Origin of the sequence: Rathayibacter sp. VKM Ac-2927 (genome assembly GCF_022815525.1) — a bacterium.
Taxonomy (GTDB): Bacteria; Actinomycetota; Actinomycetes; order Actinomycetales; family Microbacteriaceae; genus Rathayibacter; species Rathayibacter festucae.
Genome location: NZ_JALGRT010000004.1, coordinates 433,969 through 451,964, shown reverse-complemented (window position 1 = coordinate 451,964; position 17,996 = coordinate 433,969). Strand labels below are relative to the sequence as shown.

Sequence of the window (17,996 nt, the reverse complement as noted above, 5' to 3'; positions counted from 1 at the left end):
GAGATGCCACTTGTGCACGCGACACGCCGTGAAAGGCGTGCACAAGTGGCATCTCGCGGGGGGCGCCGGGCGTCAGCGGAAGGGGACGGGGACCGCGTCGGGGGTCGACCAGCGGAGGGCGAGCCGCTCGCGGAAGCCGTCGCGCCGCAGCTCCGCCTCGAGAGCGTCGATGACGATCGGCAGCAGCGCGCGCCGCTCCACCAGCACGTCGAGCACGAGCTCGGCGCCGTCCGTGAGGAGCACCGAGCCGACCTCGGGCAGCACCGCGATCCACTGACTCCCGCCCACCTGCACGTGCCGGTGCCGGCGGAGTCGGCGGAGCAGCTCGGGCAGCGCCCGCGAGTCGAGGCCGCCGACGTCGGCGCGGAGAGCGATCATGCGCCGACAGTGCCCGCCCGCGGCGTCCGCCCGGTGAACACGCGCCCCTCCCCCGGTGTCCCGGCGTCGGCGAACGGCTCGGGAACGACACGGCCGGGAACAGCACGGCCGGGAACAGCACGGCCGGGAACAGCACGGCCGGGAACAGCACAGCCGGGAACAGCACAGCCCTTAACAGCACAGCCCCCGACCGGATTCCGATCGGGGGCTGTGTCTCTGGTGCGCGAGGGGGGAGTTGAACCCCCACGCCCTTTCGGGCACACGGACCTGAACCGTGCGCGTCTGCCTATTCCGCCACTCGCGCTCACCAACGGCACCGAAGCACCGACGAGAAAGACTAGCACCCCCACGGCCGACACCGGAAACCGGGCCCCGCGACCACGGGAGTCGCGTGCCACCTCGGGCTCGCAGAACGGTCCTCGGCTCGCGAGATCGGCGCATTCGAGCGTGCCGGACGACGTTCCGCGAGCCGGAGCCCCGCGTCCGGACGGGTGCGGTCCGCACTCCGAATCCCGCTCGGGGAGGCCGTATCCAGAGCATCCCAGTAACATGCCCGTAGCCGTGCGCGGCGCAGACACGAGATCGGAAGCGGACCGGGCGCGCAGACACCTCGATCCCAACGCGACCGCCGAGAGGCGAAGAAACGGAAGATCGGAAGACTGTGGGCATTCTGGACAACTTCGAGAAGGGACTCGAGCGCGTCGTCAACGGCGCTTTCGCTCGGACCTTCAAGTCGGGTCTGCAGCCGGTCGAGCTCGCCTCCGCTCTCCGCCGCGAGCTCGACACCACGGCGGCCGTGGTCACCCGCGACCGCATCCTCGTGCCCAATCAGCTGACCCTGCGCATGTCCGCCGCCGACCTCGACCGGATGGAGCGGATGGGCCCGACGCTGATCGACGAGCTCATCGCGGTCGCCACCGAGCACGCCAAGAAGCAGGGCTTCCGCTTCTCCGGCCCGATCGACATCTCCCTCGCCGCCGACGAGTCGCTCAGCGCCGGGATGGTCGAGGTCGACTCCCGCAGCGTCAAGGGCGTCGTCGCCTCCACGCCCGCGCTCGAGATCGACGGCAAGCGCTACCCGATCACGAAGTCCAGGACGGTCATCGGGCGCGGCAGCGACGCCGACATCACGGTCGACGACTCCGGCACCTCCCGCAAGCACGTCGAGATCCTCTGGGACGGCGTCCGTGCCCAGGTCCACGACCTCGGCTCCACCAACGGATCCAAGCTCGACGGCAAGCCCGTCACCCAGGCGCCGCTCTCGCCCGGGCAGACCATCTCGATCGGACGCACGCGGATCGTCTTCCGCGTCGTCCAGGGCGCCGCACCCGCGCGCGCCGACCGCTCGCCGTCCGGTCCGTCCGGGCGCTCCTCCGAGGGATTCTGGGACGACCGGCTATGAGCGAGCTCACTCTCTTCCTCCTGCGCATCGCGTTCCTCGCGCTGCTGTGGTTCTTCGTGTTCGGCATCGTCTACGCGCTGCGCTCCGACCTGTTCGGCCAGCGGGTGCGCAAGCTGCCCGCCGGCCAGCAGCCCGCGGCCGCGCAGGACGCCGCTCCGTTCGTCACCGCCGCGCAGCCCGTCGTGGCCGCCGCGGCCGCCGCCCCCGCACCCCAGCCGTCGGCCCCCTCCGCTCGGCGCCCCCGCGAGGAGCGCACCGACTCCGGCGGCGTCGCCACCGTGCACACCGCGCAGCGCCTCGTCATCACCTCGGGCCCCAAGCGCGGCACCGAGCTCGAGCTCAACGGCGAGCCGCTCACGATCGGCCGCTCCTCGGAGTCGGCGCTGGTGATCCGCGACGACTACACCTCGACGCACCACGCGCGCCTGCTGATCTGGAACGACGAGTGGATGATCCAGGACCTCGACTCCACCAACGGAACGTTCCTCGACGGCCGTCGCGTCGGCGCTCCCACCAAGGTGCCGCTGAACACCCCGGTCAAGGTCGGCACGACGACCTTCGAGCTGCGGCGGTCGTAGCGCGTGGCAGCCACACCCGACAGCGCCGCGGAGACGGGCGTCACGCGCGAGAGCGCCGCCGTCTCGCACGTCGGCCGCATCCGCTCCAACAACCAGGACTCCGGCTACGCGGGCCGGCAGCTCTTCGTCGTCGCCGACGGGATGGGCGGGCACGCGGGCGGCGACGTCGCCTCCTCCATCGCGATCAAGCGCATCGCGCAGGCCGACCGCACCTACGCCTCCACCTACGAGGCCGAGGACGAGCTCAAGCGCACCCTCCTCGCCGCGAACACGATGCTGGCCGACGCCGTCGTCGACCACCCCGAGCTCACCGGCATGGGCACCACCGTCAGCGCCATCGTCCGCGTCGGCGAGTCGGTCGCCATCGCGCACATCGGCGACTCCCGGATCTACGTGCTGCGCGACGGCAAGCTCGAGCAGGTCACCACCGACCACACCTTCGTCCAGCGACTCGTCGACTCCGGCCGCATCACCGAGGAGGAGGCGATGACGCACCCGCGCCGCTCCGTCCTCATGCGGGTCCTCGGCGACGTGCACACGAACCCCGAGATCGACACCCTCACCCTCGAGACCGAGCCGAACGACCGCTGGCTGATCTGCTCCGACGGCCTCTCCGGCGTCGTGCCGCACGACGAGATCCAGAAGGAGCTCTCCCGGGACGAGACGGCGCAGCAGGTCGCCGACCGCCTGATCCGCGACAGCCTCTCGCACGGCGCACCGGACAACGTGACCGTCGTCATCCTCGACGTCCCGGGCGCCGGCGACACCGCGCAGATCCTCGCGCCGACGGCCGAGCCCGTGATCGTCGGCTCCGCCGCAGCGCCCACGCCGCTCAGCACCGACGACTCGCAGAACCGGATCCGCATCCCCGGCCTCCGCCTGCACACCCGCGCCCCGGCCGCCCAGGGCCCGACCCACTTCGAGCCCGCGTCCGAGGACTACCTCGACGAGCTGATCGAGGAGGACCGCCGCCGGCACCTGCGCCGCCGGATCACCTGGCTGGTCGGCCTCTCGCTGGTGCTGATCGCCGGCTTCCTCGGCGTCCTGCTCGCCTACGACTGGACGCAGTCGCGCTTCTACGTCGGCACCGACGGCCAGAACGTGATCATCTACCAGGGCATCCAGCAGTCGGTCGGCCCGCTCTCGCTCTCCGGAGTGAAGGAGGACACGGGGATCCCCCTCGACTCCCTCCGCGACTACGACGTCGAGCAGCTCGAGCAGACGATCAGCGCCGACTCCTACGCCGGCGCCGTCGACATCGTCGAGCGCCTGACGGACGCGAACGGAGCACCGTGACCGCCACCGCCACTGCCCCCGCCACCCGGGAGCGCCCGCGCTTCCTCCGCCAGCGCCTGCGCAACCTCGAGCTGCTGCTGCTGATCGGCGCGTGCCTGATCGACGCGTCGGCGATCGTCCTGGTCCAGCTCGGCGCCCTCGGCGCGGTCGACACCACCCTCGTCTCGCTCGGCGCCGGCCTCTCCGGGCTCGTGCTGGTCGTCCACGTCGTGCTGCGCTTCGCGGCGCCCGAGGCCGACCCCTTCCTCCTCCCGATCGCCACCGTCCTCAACGGGCTCGGCGTCGCCGAGATCTACCGGATCGACATCGCCGACGGCGCGACCGGCTGGGAGTCGGTCGCCGTCCGGCAGATCATCTGGAGCGGCCTGGCGATCGTCGCCGCGATCGTCGTCCTGCTGGTGATCCGCAACCACCGCGTCCTCTTCCGCTACACCTACGTCGCCGGATTCGCGGCGATCGTGCTGCTCCTGCTCCCCCTGCTGCCGTTCATCGGCAAGGAGGTCAGCGGCGCGCGCGTCTGGATCGGGATCGGCGACTTCTTCAGCTTCCAGCCCGGCGAGATCGCCAAGATCGCGCTCGCGGTCTTCTTCGCCGGCTACCTGGTCCGCAACCGCGACTCGCTCTCGATGGTCGGCAAGACCTTCCTGAAGATGCGCTTCCCGCGGCTGCGCGACCTCGGTCCGATCCTCGTGGTCTGGGCCGTGACGATGGGCGTCATCGTCTTCCAGCGCGACCTCGGCACCGCGCTGCTCTACTTCGGCCTCTTCCTCGTGATGCTCTACGTGGCGACCGGCCGCACCAGCTGGGTGCTCATCGGCGTCGGCCTCTTCCTCGGCGGCGCGATCCTCGCCAGCCAGACCCTCGGCTACGTCGGCAACCGCTTCGCGAACTGGCTCGACGCCTTCAGCTCCGACCGCTACGGCGCCGACCCCGGCGGCAGCTACCAGCTCGTGCAGGGACTGTTCGGCCTCGCGCACGGCGGCCTGCTCGGCACCGGCCTCGGCCAGGGCATGCCCGACATCACCCCCGTCCCGCAGTCGGACTACATCATCGCGAGCCTGGGCGAGGAGCTCGGCCTCGCCGGCCTCTTCGCGATCTTCGGCCTCTACCTCCTGCTGGTCTCGCGCGGCTTCCGGATCGGCTTCGCCGGCCAGGACGACTTCGGCAGGCTCCTCGGCGTCGGCCTCTCGTTCGTGATCGCCCTGCAGTGCTTCATCGTCATCGGCGGCGTCACCCGCGTCATCCCGCTCACCGGCCTCACGACGCCGTTCCTCGCGGCCGGCGGCTCGTCGCTCGTCGCGAACTGGATGATCGTCGCCGTCCTGCTCCGCCTGTCCGACACAGTGCGCAATCAGCCGCGTCTGGTGGTGTGACTCCCCGATGAACCGAGAACTCAAACGTGTGAGCTTCGTCGTCCTGGCGATGTTCGTGGCCCTCTTCGTGTCCACCTCCACCATCCAGGTCCTCCAGGCCGACACCCTGTCCGAGGACTCCCGGAACACCCGGACGCTGTACGAGAGCTTCTCGACGGAGCGCGGCGTCATCCTCGCCGGCGGGGAGCCCATCGCCTCCTCGACGCCGTCGGACGACATCTACAAGTTCCAGCGCCAGTACGCGAACGGCCCGCTCTACTCGGCGGTGACCGGCTACTTCACCCTGAACCAGGGCACCACCGGCATCGAGCGCTCGCTGAACGACTACCTCTCCGGCACCTCGAACTCGCAGTTCTTCGACGAGATCAACAACCTCGTCACCGGCCAGGACCCGAAGGGCGCCTCGGTCGAGCTCTCGATCGACCCGGTCGCGCAGCAGGCGGCGTTCGACGCCCTCGGCGACTACACCGGAGCGGTCGTCGTCACCGAGCCGGCCACCGGCCGCATCCTCGCGATGGTCTCCAAGCCGACCTTCGATCCGACCGCCCTGGCGTCGCACGACACCGACGACGTCCTCGCGGCGTACCGCGCACTGAACGACGACCCGACGGATCCGCTCATCAACCGCGCCATCGGCGGCTCGCTCAACCCGCCCGGCTCGGTCTTCAAGCTCGTCGTCGCCTCGGCCGCCCTCGAGTCCGGCCGCTTCACGCCGGACTCCAGCTTCCCGAACGTCCAGGCGTACACACTGCCGGGCTCGAGCTCGCAGGTGACCAACTCCGGCGGCGGCCTCTGCGGCTCCGGAGACACGGTGACCCTCGCCACGGCGGTCTCGCTCTCCTGCAACGTTCCGATGGCCGAGATGGGCGTGCAGCTGGGCGCCGCCGCGATCCGCGCCCAGGCGGAGAAGTTCGGCTTCGACACCGAGCTCGAGATCCCGATGTCGGTCGAGGCGAGCACCTACCCGCAGACCACCGACGACGCGCAGACGGCGCTGACCGCCTTCGGCCAGTACGAGGTGCGCGCGACCCCGCTGCAGATCGCGATGGTCTCCGCGGCGATCGCGAACGGCGGCGAGGTGATGCAGCCGAACCTGGTGGACGTCATCCGCTCGCAGGACCTGAGCGTGCTGCAGCGCTTCGAGGAGAAGTCGCTCGGGCGGGCCGTGAGCACCGAGACGGCGGACGCCGTGAAGGCCATGATGGTCGCCAGCGTCCAGGGCGGCGCGGCGACGAATGCAACAATAGGTGGCGTCACGGTGGCCGGTAAGACCGGCACCGCTGAGAACGGCGGGGACGACCCGTACACCCTCTGGTTCACCGGATTCGCTCCTGCGGACGATCCGCAGTACGCCATCACCGTCCTCGTGGAGGACGGCGGGGGGCTCGGCCAGACCGGGTACGGCAACCTGATCGCCGCACCCATCGCACAACAGGTACTAGAGGCGGTGCTGAACAAATGAGACCCACATCAGGCCTCACCTTCGGGGGACGCTACGAACTGCAGTCCCGGATCGCCATCGGCGGCATGGGAGAGGTGTGGCAGGCGACGGATCTCGTCATCGGCCGCACGATCGCGATCAAGATCCTCAAGGACGAGTACCTCGGCGACCCCGGGTTCCTCGAGCGCTTCCGCGCCGAGGCCCGGCACGCCGCGCTCGTCAACCACGAGGGCATCGCCAACGTCTACGACTACGGCGAGGAGGACGGCTCGGCCTACCTCGTGATGGAGCTGGTGCCCGGCGAGGCTCTCTCCACGGTCCTCGAGCGCGAGCGCGTGCTGTCGACCGACAAGGTCCTCGACATCGTCGCGCAGACCGCGCTGGCCCTGCACGCAGCACACGCCGCGGGCCTGGTGCACCGCGACGTGAAGCCCGGCAATCTCCTGATCACGCCCGACGGCCGCGTGAAGATCACCGACTTCGGCATCGCCCGCATCGCCGACCAGGTCCCGCTCACCGCGACCGGCCAGGTCATGGGCACCGTTCAGTACCTCTCCCCGGAGCAGGCGAGCGGCCAGCCCGCCTCCCCCGCGACGGACATCTACTCGCTGGGCATCGTCGCGTACGAGTGCCTGGCGGGCCGCCGGCCGTTCACCGGCGAGTCGCAGGTCGCCATCGCGATGGCCCAGATCAACGACACCCCGCCGGAGCTCCCGGTCACGGTCGCCGAGCCCGTGCGCAACCTGGTCTACTCCTGCATCGCGAAGAAGCCGGTCGACCGGCCGGCGACCGCCGCGCACCTCGCCCGCGCCGCGCAGGCCCTGCGCTCGGGCGACGTCCGCGGTGCCGCCCTCGCAGTGCCGGCCGTCGCCGCCGACCTGCCCAACACCCAGGCCACGACCGTCCTGCCCTCCGCCGCGGGAAACGCGACCCAGGCGACGACGATTCTCGGCGCCGGAGCGACGACCGCCTTCGCGGCGAACCCGCCGACGGGCGCCCTGGACGAGACGATCGAGGCCGAGGAGCCGCGCAAGCGCAGCCCCTGGACCTGGCCGCTCGTGGCCCTGATCGTGATCCTCGCCGTGGTGATCGGCGGCACGATCTTCGCGCTGACCAGCAACGGCGGCACCGAGGCCGAGCCGACGCCGAGCCAGACGGTCAGCCAGACCCCGTCGCAGGCGCCGTCCCCCTCGCAGACGCCGTCGGCGACGCCGAGCTCGAACATCGTCGTCATCAACTCCTCCGACTACGTCGGCCGCCCCTTCGACGAGGTCGAGGCCGAGCTCACCGAGCTCGGGATGGGCGTCCAGCGCGAGGAGGGCTCCAGCGCCCCCAGCTCGGACCAGGTCGGCGCGGTCGAGGAGGTCAATCCGACCGCCAACGTGATCAAGGGCACCACGATCGTCGTCACGACCTACACCGAGGTCGCCGTCCCCGGTGCCCCGACCGCCGTCCCGACGGTCACTCCCGCCGCGTCGAGCGTCGAGCCCGGCGACACGTTCAACGTCACCTGGAGCAACTACAACCAGTGCCCGAGCGGAACCTCCGTGACCGGTTACCGGGTGACCGTCGCCGGCGAGGGCGCGACCGTGACGAGCACCAACCCGTCGACGTCGACCACCGCGACGATCCAGGCCGGCGAGTCCGCGGGCACGATCGACATCACCTACACGGTCCTCTGCGGCGAACCCGAATCCCCCGCCTCGCCGACCCTGTCGGTCCCCGTCGTGGCCCCGACCCCGACGCAGACCCCGACGTCGACGGCCACCCCGACCTCGTCGGCGCCGGCCTCGAACGCCCCCGACGAGCGCTGACCCTCCCCGCTCGAACGAGCCCGCCCTCCGACCGCGACCGCGGCACCGGAGGGCGGGCTCCTCGCTTTCAGCGGCCTTCCGGTCTGCGCATCGAGGACCCGGCGTCGCGCGCCGGGCTGCCAGGAGGCGCCCGGGTACACTTGCCGTGGCTCCCCGGGGGCCGTGCCACACGGAAGTACAGGGCGGGAGCGTGCGCGTGACGGATGAGGGACGCCTGATCGCAGGACGGTACCAGGTCGGGCCCCGGCTCGGTCGCGGTGGGATGTCCGAGGTCTACCTCGGCACCGACACCCGCCTGGGGCGCACGGTCGCGATCAAGGAGCTCAAGCTCTCGCTGTCCTCCGACTCCGCCTTCCGCCTGCGCTTCCGGCAGGAGGCGCAGTCCGCGTCCCGCATGTCGCACCCGACCATCGTCCGCGTGTTCGACGCCGGCGAGGAGGTCTCGCTCGACGACACCGGTGCGGAGTCGCGCCGTCCGTTCATCGTGATGGAGCACATCGAGGGGCGCCTGCTGAAGGACGTCATCGCGGAGGGACCGGTCGAGGTCGACGAGGCCGTCCGCATCACCGAGGGCATCCTCACCGCGCTCGAGTACTCCCACCGCGCGGGGGTCGTCCACCGCGACATCAAGCCCGGCAACATCATGCTGACCCCCTCGGGCCAGGTGAAGGTGATGGACTTCGGGATCGCCCGCGCCGTCTCCGACTCCGCCGCGACCGTGGCGCAGACCACCGCCATCCTCGGCACCGCCGCCTACTTCTCGCCGGAGCAGGCGAAGGGCGAGCAGGTCGACGCCCGCAGCGACCTCTACTCCGCCGGCATCGTCCTCTTCGAGCTGCTCACCGGCCGCGCTCCCTTCCGCGGGGACACCCCGGTGGCCGTCGCCTACCAGCACGTCAGCGAGACGCCCCCGGCGCCCAGCTCGATCAACCCCGCCGTCTCGCCCGCCCTCGACGGCGTCGTCGCCCGAGCGCTGTCGAAGGACCGCTACGAGCGCTTCCAGGGAGCCGCCGAGTTCCGCGACGACCTGCGCGACGCCGCAGCCGGCCGCCTCCCCGACCACCGCCCGATCGACGAGCTGACCACGTCTCTCTTCGCCGCGCGCAGCGGCGGCGGCATGAACGACTCCGAGCTCGCCCTGCGCCAGCTCGCCGAGGACAACTCGATCGTCCGCACCCAGCGCCGCCCGCCGGTGCTCTGGATCTGGTCGTCGATCGTCGTGCTCGCCGTCATCGTGGCGGCGCTGGTGATCTGGGTGCTCACGCTCCAGCCGACGACCACCCTGCCCTCGCAATCGCGCGAGGTCCCCGTGCTGACGGGCACCAGCTACGACAGCGCGCAGTCGACGCTCACCGAGCTCGACCTGGTGGCGAGTCAGCTCGCCGAGTTCAGCGACACGGTCCCGGCCGGCGAGGTGATCCGCACCGATCCCGGCTCCGGCACCATCGTCGCGCCCGAGACGGTCATCCGGGTCTACGTCTCTCAGGGCGCCCAGCCGGTGGCCGTTCCCGAGACGGCGGGGTCGACCCTCGAGGAGGCGATCGCCGCCCTCACCGGGGCCGGCTTCTCGGAGGGATCGCAGACGCGTCAGAACTCACCCACTGTGCCGGGCGACGTGGTGCTCTCCAGCACTCCTGCCGGCGGCCAGCAGCTCGCCCCGGGAACGCCGATCGACCTCGTCGTCTCCTCGGGCCAGGTGACCCTGCCCGACCTCGTCGGCCAGACGCTGAGCACCGCCCTCGCCACCCTGGCGTCCGAGCAGCTCCAGCTGATCGGCGAGGAGGCTCCCGACGAGACCTGCGACTCCGTCCGGGCCAACCCCCCGATCACCACCCAGTCGATCGCCCCGGGCGACGTCCCCCAGGGCTCGACCGTCGAGCTCGGCTTCTGCGCCGGCTGACCCTCGCCCCCTGAGGGGCGCATCGAGACGCTGCGTCGCCAGCAGGGAAGGTCTTCTGACTCGTCCTCCCGGCGCTGGTGGATCTCGATACGCCCGCGGCGCGGGCTACTCGATCAGCATGGACGACACCCGCTGCTCTACGCGCGCCGGGCAGCGTCCGCCAGCGGCGGCGCGAGCCGCAGCACCCCGTCGTCCGGCGAGCCGGCCTCCATCGACGTCCCCACCCTTCCGCGGATGTCGCTCGGAGTGAGACCCTCGCGGCGCTTCAGCGCCCGGCGGAGGTGATCGGCGGACGAGAAGCCCGACGCCGCAGCGATGGCCTCGAGCGGCACCTCGCGCGGTCGGCGCCGGAGCAGCTCGACGGCGCTGGCGACCCGCGCGCGCTCGATCTCGCTCGCCACCGTCGTCCCCGCGTCCTCGAAGAGCCGCTGCAGCGACCGCGTGGACACGTTGACCGCGTCCGCGACCGCCTCCGGGGTGCACCGCGGGGTCCGGTGAGTCCGGTCGATCACGGTCCGCGCTCGGCCGAGGGTCGCCGCGCGCACGCTCGTCGTCCCGGGCTGAGAGCCGGCCGAGGCGAGGAAGGCGCTCACGAGCAGCTGCTTGACCACGTGCCCGAAGCCGTCGACCTCGTGGTCGGACGGGAGTCCCGTGCCCGACTCCGCCGCGAGCGCGAACGCCGTCGTGAAGGCGAAAGCTGCACGGGTGGACCGGGCGTCCGGATCGAGCGCGTACACGTTCGAGCCGAGATCGAAGCCGTAGCGGCGCATCTCGTCCGCGCGGATCGTGATCTGGAGGGAGGTGACGGGCATCGTCGACTCTGTGGTGAAGGTGGTGGTCCCCGGCTGGTAGGCGATCGAGCCCGGCCGCAGGAGCACCGTCCGATCCGGGCCGACGAGCCGGACTGCGCCCTCGATCAGGAAGCTGAAGCTCAGCATCGACGTGTCGTCGGCGCCCCAGGTCCCCCGGAGGACCCGCAGCGGCGAGGTCGTCAGGAGGACGACGCTGATGCCGGCCGCGGTGAAACCGGAGCCCGCCATGCGCGGAACAGTGCCCGGCTTGACGACGATGCGCGGGCCCAGTGTCTCGAGCTCGCGAATTCCGGAATAAGCCCAAGAAATCGATTCCACCATGTGATGCCTCGGAATTCTCTTCTCGACGGCACCGGTCCCCTAACCGGCGCCCTCCGATTATGCCCGTCGAGCCCCCCGCATCATCCGCCAGGGCTCCGTCAAATCACGCCACCCGCTCGGGGGGATCGCGGAAGCACGCGAGTGGGACTTCCCTGTCGTGGCGCGGATCCCGGAACGAGTGCGCGCTCTCATAGCGCGTCGATGGCGCGGATCGCACCCCTTCTGACGCTCATATGGGACCCCCATCAGGGGGACACAAGTACGGGTGATTTCTCGGACAGCACGCTGCGAATGGTGCGTCGATAAGCGGTGAATGGGCCTGCTCGGCCGGTTCGATAAGCGGTGCCCGAGCGTTCGCAACGACTGGGCTCCGCATTCCGCTCCGCGCCTATCGGGTCGGACGGGGCAGCTCCGTCTCGACGAGCCAGTTCGAGATCAGCCGACGACCGCCCTCGGTGAGAACGGATTCGGGGTGGAACTGGACGCCGACCGCGGGCGCGGACCGATGGCGCAGCGCCATCACGACCCCCTCGGCGGTCCCCGCGATGACGGCGAGCTCCGCAGGCAGTGTCGAGCGCTGGACGGCCAGCGAGTGGTAGCGCATCGCCGTGAACCCCGACGGGATCCCGGAGAACAGCGGATCGCCGTCGTGCACGACCGCCGAGGTCCGGCCGTGCATCAACTCCGGAGCCTCGCGGACGCGGGCACCGAGGGCGTGAGCGAGAACCTGGTGCCCGAGGCAGACCCCGAGGAGCGGCTGCGCCTCGGCCAGGGCGTGCCGGGCGAGCGCCACCGACGTGGGGACGTCCTCCGGTCGGCCCGGCCCGGGCGACAGCACGATCCCGTCGCTCCCCGCCGCGCGCTCGATCGCGTCGCGGGGAGCCAGCTCCGCTCCCTCGACGACGTCGACCTCCGCCCCCGCCTCGCGCAGGTAGGCGACGAGCGTGAAGACGAAGCTGTCGTAGTTGTCGACGACCAGGATCCGCGTCATCGCGGCGACCGCCTCGGGGGCCGGCTCACGTCCCGACGGTGACGTTCTGATCGAGCACGAGCGACTGCACCCAGGGGAAGACCCACTCGGCGAGTGCGGCGAGCACCGCCACCACCAGGACGATCACGAGGAGCAGCCGGAGCCACCAGGGTCCGGGCAGGACCCGCCAGAGTGCCGCGTACACGGTCAGCCCTCCTGCGCGAGAGACGCGGCGATCTCGGCCGGCGCACCCGCGGAGCGCGGCTGCCAGGACTCGAAGACGCCGTAGGCGATGATCCGCTCGGCGGTGGAGTAGAGCGGATTGCAACTCGTGAGGGTGATCAGCCGGTCGGTCGGCGTCACTCCCGTCGTCCACGGGACGGGGTCGATGACCTGGATCTCCGAGGGCTGCACGTACTCGAGGTTCCGGAATCGGTAGGTGTACCAGCCGTCCGCCGTCTCGATGTAGATCGCGTCGCCGAGCTGGAGCTCGTCGATCAGGTGCATGCCGCCGCCGTAAGCGCTGCGGTGCGCCGCGAGAGCGAAGTTCCCCGCCTCGCCCGGCATCTGCGTGCCCGGGTAGTGGCCGATGCTGCCCTCGTCGAGGACGTTCTCGGCGTCCACGCCCTCCGCGATGGTGCGGACCCAGCCCTCGCCGTAGCGCGGGATGTAGAGGTTGCCGAAGGAGGTGTCGAGTGCCGCCACCGGAGCGATCACCGGATCGCCGAAGCCGGCGGGGGTCTCGCTCGGCGCCGTCGAGGGCTCCGGTGCGGGGGCGGCATCACCCCAGCTCTGCCGGAGCTCCGCGGCCTCGGAGGTCTGCTGGCCGGCGATCACCGCGTCGTTCCACCAGAGCTGCCAGCCCAGGTAGAGCAGGACGAGCGCTCCGGCCGTCATGAGCAACTCGCCGAGGACGCCGAAGAACGTCAGGCGGCGGCGCGGTCGCCGTGTGCGCTCTCGTCGGTCGCGCGGTCGCAGCGGGGCGGCGGCGGGCGACGGGGCACTCATGCGACGAGTCTAGGCGCGGGGCGCGCCCGTTCGACGGGCTCCGCGGCCCCTGGCGCGTTCCGCACAGCCGCTCCTGCGCGCCTGCACGGCATCCCCGCGGCCTCGCGCTCCCGGTCGGCGGCCGTCTCCCGGTACAGTGGAAGGCATGGCACGAGCGACGAAGAGCCCGAAGCCCGAGCGCGACGAGGCCCGGACCGGTGAGGACGCACCCAATCCGGTGTGGTTCAAGCCCGTCATGTTCGGGTTCATGCTGCTGGGCCTCGCGTGGATCATCGTCTTCTACGTGAGCCAGGGCACGCTCCCCGTGCCGGATCTCGGCAACGCGAACATCCTCATCGGCTTCGGGATCGCCTTCATCGGCTTCCTCATGACGACCCGCTGGCGCTGATCACACCAGCATGAACGACGCCCCGTCCGGTCCGCCGACGGGGCGTTCGTCGTTCCCGGGGTCGGGTCTCCCGCCGGCCCTCGCATCGTCCGTCGCGCGCCTGCGTGCGGCGGGCTGCGTCTTCGCGGAGGAGGAGGCGGAGCTCCTGCACGAGGCGGCGGCCGGCTCCGACCGCCTCGACGCGCTCCTGCGGCGCCGTGAGGCCGGGGAGCCGCTCGAGCAGATCCTCGGCTGGGTCGCCTTCCGCGGGCTGCGCGTTCCGGTCTCCCCCGGCGTCTTCGTGCCCCGACGGCGGACCGAGGCCGTCGTCGACGCGGCGCTCGAACTGCTGGACGGGAGAGGGCCCGCGACCGTCCTCGACCTCTGCTGCGGTGTCGGAGCGATCGGGCGGGCCCTTCTCGAGGAGCGCAACGGCCTCACCGTCCACGCGGCCGACCTCTCCCCCGCCGCGGTCGCCTGCGCCCGGCGGACCCTGGCGGGACTCGCGACGGTCCACCGAGGCGACCTGTTCGCCGCCCTTCCCGAGGATCTCCGGGGCCGGATCGACCTCGTCGTGGTCAATGCGCCCTACGTGCCGACCGCCGCGATCGCTCTGATGCCGCCGGAGGCCCGCCTGCACGAGCCGGCGTCGACCCTCGACGGCGGGGGCGACGGCCTGGCGCTGCACCGCCGGATCGCGGCGGAGGTCCTGCCCTGGTTGAGCGACGACGGCGCGGTCGTCATCGAGACGAGCAGAGAGCAGGCGGAGCGGACGGCGGCACTCTTCGCGGACGTGGGATTCGACCCGTCGATCCTCTTCGACGAGGACCTCGACGCCACGGTCGTCTCCGGCCCGCGACGGCGAACTACACGCGTGTAATTATCCCCAGGTGTTGAAACTCCTGTGGACAACTCCGGACCTCGCGCCAGTCCGCGGATGCGGAGCTTCATCGGGCACGCATCGGCGGCGTGACAGGGCAGGATCGCCGATCAGGAGGCCGTCCCACCGGCTGCCCTGAATGACAACGGCGTAGTTCTCCCCAGTGTTAACAACTCTGTGGATAACTTCGTCCCCAGCTGTGGACGGATGCTGTGGACAGTCTTGGACGCCCTGTGGACGAGCTCGTGGGGCGGTGCCGAGGCGGCTCAGGCCAGGACGTACGCCCCGACGGTGACCGCCACGAGGCCGACGCCGATCAGCCCGACGAGAAGGTTCTGGGTCCGTCGCTGCGAGCGCTGCCGCGTCCGCGTGAAGACCAGCCCGATGAGAGCACCGGCCACCAGGCCGCCGACGTGCGCCTGCCAGGCGACGTTCATCCCGGGCAGGAAGCCGATCACGAGGTTGAGCCCGACCAGCACCAGCAGCTGCGAGGCCTGCCCGCCGAGGTGGCGGAGGATCACGAGGTACGCGCCCATCAGCCCGAAGATGGCGCCCGAGGCGCCGATCACCGGCGTCAGCGGGCTGGAGAGGAGCAGGACGCCGACCGAGCCGGCGAAGCCGCTGAGGAGGAACAGAGTCAGGTAGCGCCCGCGGCCGAGCATCCGCTCGAGCGCCATGCCGAAGACCCACAGCGTGTACATGTTCAGCAGGAGGTGGAACGGCACCACGAAGAAGAGGGACGTGCTGTGCGCGAAGATCGACGTGATCATCCGCCACGGCTCGAAGCCCGCGCCGAAGCCGGGCAGCGTGTACGCGGGGAAGTAGGCGATCGCGTTGAGCACGGTGTTCCCGATGAAGGGGAGCACCTCGAGGATCCAGACCAGGACGCAGAGCGCGATGATCGCGTAGGTGACGGTCGGCTGGTCGGCCCGTGTCATCGCCCGGACCCGCGACACGAGCGGTCCGCGGACGCGCGGGGCCTCGCTGCGCTGCTGCGCCATGTCGTCCGGGCAGATGACGCCGACCGGAGCCGGGGTCTGGCACTCGCCGCAGATCGTGCGACCGCACCGCTGGCAGCGCACGAAGCTCTGGCGATCGGGGTGGCGATAGCAGGTGTAGGTGCTGCTGCTCGGCGGGACCTGGGTCACGGACGTTCCTCCGGGAGAGAGAGAACGAGGGCCGGGCCCAGACGGACCCGACCCTCGATGAGTGGTGGAGAGGCGCTCAGACCTCGGTGATCTCGACGCTCTCGATGACGACGTCCTCGAGGGGCTTGTCGCGACCGTCGGTCGCCACGGCCGACAGCGCGTCGACGACCTTCTTGGACTCGTCGTCGGCGACGGCGCCGAAGATGGTGTGCTTGCCCTGGAGCCAGGTAGTCGGCGCAACGGTGATGAAGAACTGCGAGCCGTTGGTGCCGCGCCCCGCCTGCTTGCCGGCGTTCGCCATCGCGAGGATGTAGGGCTGGGTGAAGTCGAGCTCCGAGTTGATCTCGTCGTCGAACTGGTAGCCCGGGCCGCCGATGCCCTGGCCGAGCGGGTCACCGCCCTGGAGCATGAAGTCGGGGATGATGCGGTGGAAGACGGTGCCGTTGTAGAGCGGCTCCTTCGTCTTCGCACCGGTCGCCGGGTGGGTCCATTCGATGTCGCCGGTCGCGAGACCGACGAAGTTGCGGACCGTCTTCGGCGCGTGGTTGCCGTAGAGGTTGACGACGATGTCGCCCTTGGTCGTGTGGAACGTCGCGACTGCGGTGTGCAAAGGCATGGGTGGATTCTCGCACAGCGGCTCTGTAGGGCTCCGCAACGCCGGGTGTCAATGCGCTGGGTGCGCGATGCGCGGGCCGCGGGATGAGTGGCAGTATTGAGCCGTTGTTCGCCGCTCGTAGCCGATGGAGGACCAAGTGGGTCTGTCACGTAAGCACAAGAAGGATCTCAAGCGCCTCCGCAAGAACGCCGAGGCGGTCTGGAGTGAGCAGCAGGAGGTGCTGGCGCACGCCGCCTCCGTTCTCGAGAAGAGCCGCCGCCACGCGACCAAGTACGCGAAGAAGGAGGTCGTGCCGGCCGTCAAGGACGCCTACTCGAGCCGGGTGAAGCCCGTCTACGACAACGGGGTCTCCGCCGTCGAGGGCACGTACTCCTCCGCACGCGACGCCTACAAGCACAAGGTGCTCCCGACCTTCGCCGCTGTCGGCGGCACCGCCGCGGCCGCGTTCGAGGCCGCCAAGGACTCGAAGAACCGCGCGAAGCTCGCCGAGATCTCGAAGGCGCGCTGGGAGGAGCTCACCACTCCCCCGAAGAAGAAGAACAAGGTCGGCACGGTCTTCGCGATCGGCGCCGCTCTCGTCGCCGTCGGAGGCATCGGCTACGCCGTCTGGCAGACGTTCCGCGCCGACGACGAGCTGTGGGTCGCCGAGGACGAGCCGGCCAGCGCCGCGCAGTCGCCGGCGTCGACCGCTTCCTGAGTCGCCGCGTGAGGCCCGGACACCGCACTGCGGGTCCGGGCCTCACGCGTGTCCGGTGGTGCGCGGTCCGCGGTTAGGCTGCTGAGGTGGACATCCGGGTCGCCGCGTACGGCGTGATCATCGACGGCGAGCGCATGCTCCTCGCGCACTGGAGCCAGGGGCCCTGGGAGGCGTGGACGCTTCCCGGCGGCGGGATCGACGAGGGCGAGTCGCCCGCGGACGCTGCCGTCAGGGAGATCTTCGAGGAGACCGGCTACCACGCCGAGCTCGAGGGGCTGATCGGCGTCGACTCGCACGTGATCCCCGCGCATCGCCGCAGCGACCCCCAGGCCGGACCCCTGCACGCCATCCGCGTCGTCTACCGCGCCCGCGTGACCGGCGGTGAGCTGACCCACGAGGTCGACGGCTCGACCGACGCCGCCGCGTGGTTCCCCCTGGCCGAGGTCGAGGGCCTCGAGCGCGTCGAGCTGATCGACGTCGCCCTGACGATGAACGAGGCCTGGTCGCTGCGCTGACGACGGGTCTCGATACGCCCCTGCGGGGCTACTCGACCAGCATGCAGCGCCGGCCGGCCGTGCTGCATCGCCGACGGACTGCGATCCTCCTCCGCGTCAGCCTCGGTCCGCCGCGGTCCGGCCGCTCCATGCTGATCGAGTAGCCCGCGCAGCGGGCGTATCGAGATCCGCCTCCCGAGGAATCGTCTGATGCCCGCCGGCGTTGTCTCCCCTGTGATCGTCGAGCTCTACACGTCCGCGTTCTGCGGCGCCTGCAACGCGGCCCGCAGCGTGCTCGAGCGCGCGGCGGAGCTGGTCCCCGCTGCGGAGATCCGCGAGTTCGACGTCGCCTTCGCGCCCGAGGCAGCGGAAGCCGCGGACATCCGCTCCACCCCGACGGTCGTGGTCCGCGACGCCGACGGCCGCGCGGTGTTCCGTGCGGAGGGAGCGCCCTCGCTCCCCCAGGCGCTCTCCGCGCTCGCCCTCGCCGTAGGGTGACCT

General features: G+C 70.9%; 19 protein-coding genes and 1 tRNA gene. 12 read left to right on the top strand and 8 right to left on the bottom strand.

Annotated features, from left to right (window positions below; all coding sequences use genetic code 11):
- Nucleotides 1-72: 72 nt before the first annotated feature.
- Nucleotides 73-378: a hypothetical protein gene (locus tag MT353_RS14805; RefSeq protein WP_243615818.1), complete on the bottom strand. Its 306-nt coding sequence runs from the start codon at nucleotides 376-378 to the stop codon at nucleotides 73-75.
- Nucleotides 379-595: 217 nt separating this feature from the next.
- A tRNA-Leu gene (locus tag MT353_RS14800) sits at nucleotides 596-682 on the bottom strand.
- A gap of 357 nt (nucleotides 683-1,039) precedes the next feature.
- Here MT353_RS14800 and MT353_RS14795 point away from each other — a divergent pair.
- The 7 genes from MT353_RS14795 to pknB all read left to right on the top strand — a co-directional run bounded on the left by MT353_RS14795 (nucleotide 1,040) and on the right by pknB (nucleotide 10,182).
- Entirely contained in the window at nucleotides 1,040-1,780 is a 741-nt protein-coding gene (locus tag MT353_RS14795) for a DUF3662 and FHA domain-containing protein (protein WP_243599400.1), read from the top strand.
- The gene (locus tag MT353_RS14790) at nucleotides 1,777-2,358 is read left to right on the top strand and encodes an FHA domain-containing protein (RefSeq protein WP_243599401.1); all 582 of its coding nucleotides are present in this window, start codon (nucleotides 1,777-1,779) and stop codon (nucleotides 2,356-2,358) included. The genes MT353_RS14795 and MT353_RS14790 overlap by 4 nt, the downstream gene beginning before the upstream one ends.
- Nucleotides 2,359-2,361: 3 nt before the next feature.
- Entirely contained in the window at nucleotides 2,362-3,654 is a 1,293-nt protein-coding gene (locus MT353_RS14785) for a Stp1/IreP family PP2C-type Ser/Thr phosphatase (protein ID WP_123447238.1), read from the top strand.
- A complete protein-coding gene (locus tag MT353_RS14780; RefSeq protein ID WP_133961351.1) occupies nucleotides 3,651-5,027 on the top strand; it encodes an FtsW/RodA/SpoVE family cell cycle protein in 1,377 nt (458 codons plus the stop codon). Before MT353_RS14785 ends, MT353_RS14780 begins: the two co-directional genes overlap by 4 nt.
- Nucleotides 5,028-5,034: 7 nt before the next feature.
- A complete protein-coding gene (locus MT353_RS14775) occupies nucleotides 5,035-6,489 on the top strand; it encodes a penicillin-binding protein 2 (protein WP_123736163.1) in 1,455 nt (484 codons plus the stop codon).
- Nucleotides 6,486-8,282, top strand: coding sequence for a protein kinase (locus tag MT353_RS14770; protein WP_132437323.1), 1,797 nt, complete (start codon nucleotides 6,486-6,488; stop codon nucleotides 8,280-8,282). The genes MT353_RS14775 and MT353_RS14770 overlap by 4 nt, the downstream gene beginning before the upstream one ends.
- Before the next feature lie 145 nt (nucleotides 8,283-8,427).
- Nucleotides 8,428-10,182 (top strand): Stk1 family PASTA domain-containing Ser/Thr kinase, encoded by a 1,755-nt coding sequence (gene pknB, locus MT353_RS14765; protein WP_308197530.1) that lies wholly within the window; start codon nucleotides 8,428-8,430, stop codon nucleotides 10,180-10,182.
- Nucleotides 10,183-10,319: 137 nt separating this feature from the next.
- Here the strand turns inward: pknB and MT353_RS14760 are convergent, their stop codons facing one another.
- From MT353_RS14760 to MT353_RS14745, 4 genes are all read right to left on the bottom strand, one after another.
- Nucleotides 10,320-11,315 carry a helix-turn-helix domain-containing protein gene (locus MT353_RS14760; protein WP_123736160.1) on the bottom strand — a complete coding sequence of 332 codons (996 nt, stop codon included), beginning with the start codon at nucleotides 11,313-11,315 and terminating at the stop codon, nucleotides 10,320-10,322.
- 388 nt (nucleotides 11,316-11,703) lie between these two features.
- Nucleotides 11,704-12,306 (bottom strand): aminodeoxychorismate/anthranilate synthase component II, encoded by a 603-nt coding sequence (locus tag MT353_RS14755; RefSeq protein ID WP_243624986.1) that lies wholly within the window; start codon nucleotides 12,304-12,306, stop codon nucleotides 11,704-11,706.
- 25 nt (nucleotides 12,307-12,331) lie between these two features.
- On the bottom strand, nucleotides 12,332-12,490 hold the full coding sequence (locus tag MT353_RS14750; protein ID WP_164874570.1) for a hypothetical protein: 159 nt from the start codon (nucleotides 12,488-12,490) through the stop codon (nucleotides 12,332-12,334).
- Nucleotides 12,491-12,492: 2 nt separating this feature from the next.
- Entirely contained in the window at nucleotides 12,493-13,293 is an 801-nt protein-coding gene (locus MT353_RS14745; RefSeq protein WP_243624985.1) for a class E sortase, read from the bottom strand.
- A 145-nt stretch (nucleotides 13,294-13,438) separates the two neighbouring features.
- On the opposite strand from MT353_RS14745, the gene MT353_RS14740 reads away from it, so the two are divergent.
- Both MT353_RS14740 and MT353_RS14735 read left to right on the top strand, forming a co-directional pair.
- On the top strand, nucleotides 13,439-13,681 hold the full coding sequence (locus tag MT353_RS14740; RefSeq protein WP_123447247.1) for a cell division protein CrgA: 243 nt from the start codon (nucleotides 13,439-13,441) through the stop codon (nucleotides 13,679-13,681).
- A 10-nt stretch (nucleotides 13,682-13,691) separates the two neighbouring features.
- A complete protein-coding gene (locus MT353_RS14735; RefSeq protein WP_243624984.1) occupies nucleotides 13,692-14,540 on the top strand; it encodes a putative protein N(5)-glutamine methyltransferase in 849 nt (282 codons plus the stop codon).
- 266 nt (nucleotides 14,541-14,806) lie between these two features.
- Here the strand turns inward: MT353_RS14735 and MT353_RS14730 are convergent, their stop codons facing one another.
- Nucleotides 14,807-15,688 carry a rhomboid family intramembrane serine protease gene (locus tag MT353_RS14730; RefSeq protein ID WP_243599407.1) on the bottom strand — a complete coding sequence of 294 codons (882 nt, stop codon included), beginning with the start codon at nucleotides 15,686-15,688 and terminating at the stop codon, nucleotides 14,807-14,809.
- A 76-nt stretch (nucleotides 15,689-15,764) separates the two neighbouring features.
- Nucleotides 15,765-16,304 carry a peptidylprolyl isomerase gene (locus MT353_RS14725; RefSeq protein ID WP_123447250.1) on the bottom strand — a complete coding sequence of 180 codons (540 nt, stop codon included), beginning with the start codon at nucleotides 16,302-16,304 and terminating at the stop codon, nucleotides 15,765-15,767.
- Between the two features lie 136 nt (nucleotides 16,305-16,440).
- Here MT353_RS14725 and MT353_RS14720 point away from each other — a divergent pair, with 136 nt between their 5' ends.
- The 3 genes from MT353_RS14720 (at nucleotide 16,441) to MT353_RS14710 (ending at nucleotide 17,993) form a co-directional block, all read left to right on the top strand.
- The gene (locus tag MT353_RS14720; protein WP_123706109.1) at nucleotides 16,441-17,001 is read left to right on the top strand and encodes a hypothetical protein; all 561 of its coding nucleotides are present in this window, start codon (nucleotides 16,441-16,443) and stop codon (nucleotides 16,999-17,001) included.
- A gap of 86 nt (nucleotides 17,002-17,087) precedes the next feature.
- Nucleotides 17,088-17,516: an NUDIX hydrolase gene (locus tag MT353_RS14715; RefSeq protein WP_308197469.1), complete on the top strand. Its 429-nt coding sequence runs from the start codon at nucleotides 17,088-17,090 to the stop codon at nucleotides 17,514-17,516.
- Between the two features lie 189 nt (nucleotides 17,517-17,705).
- Nucleotides 17,706-17,993 carry a thioredoxin family protein gene (locus MT353_RS14710; protein WP_132437319.1) on the top strand — a complete coding sequence of 96 codons (288 nt, stop codon included), beginning with the start codon at nucleotides 17,706-17,708 and terminating at the stop codon, nucleotides 17,991-17,993.
- Nucleotides 17,994-17,996: the final 3 nt, after the last annotated feature.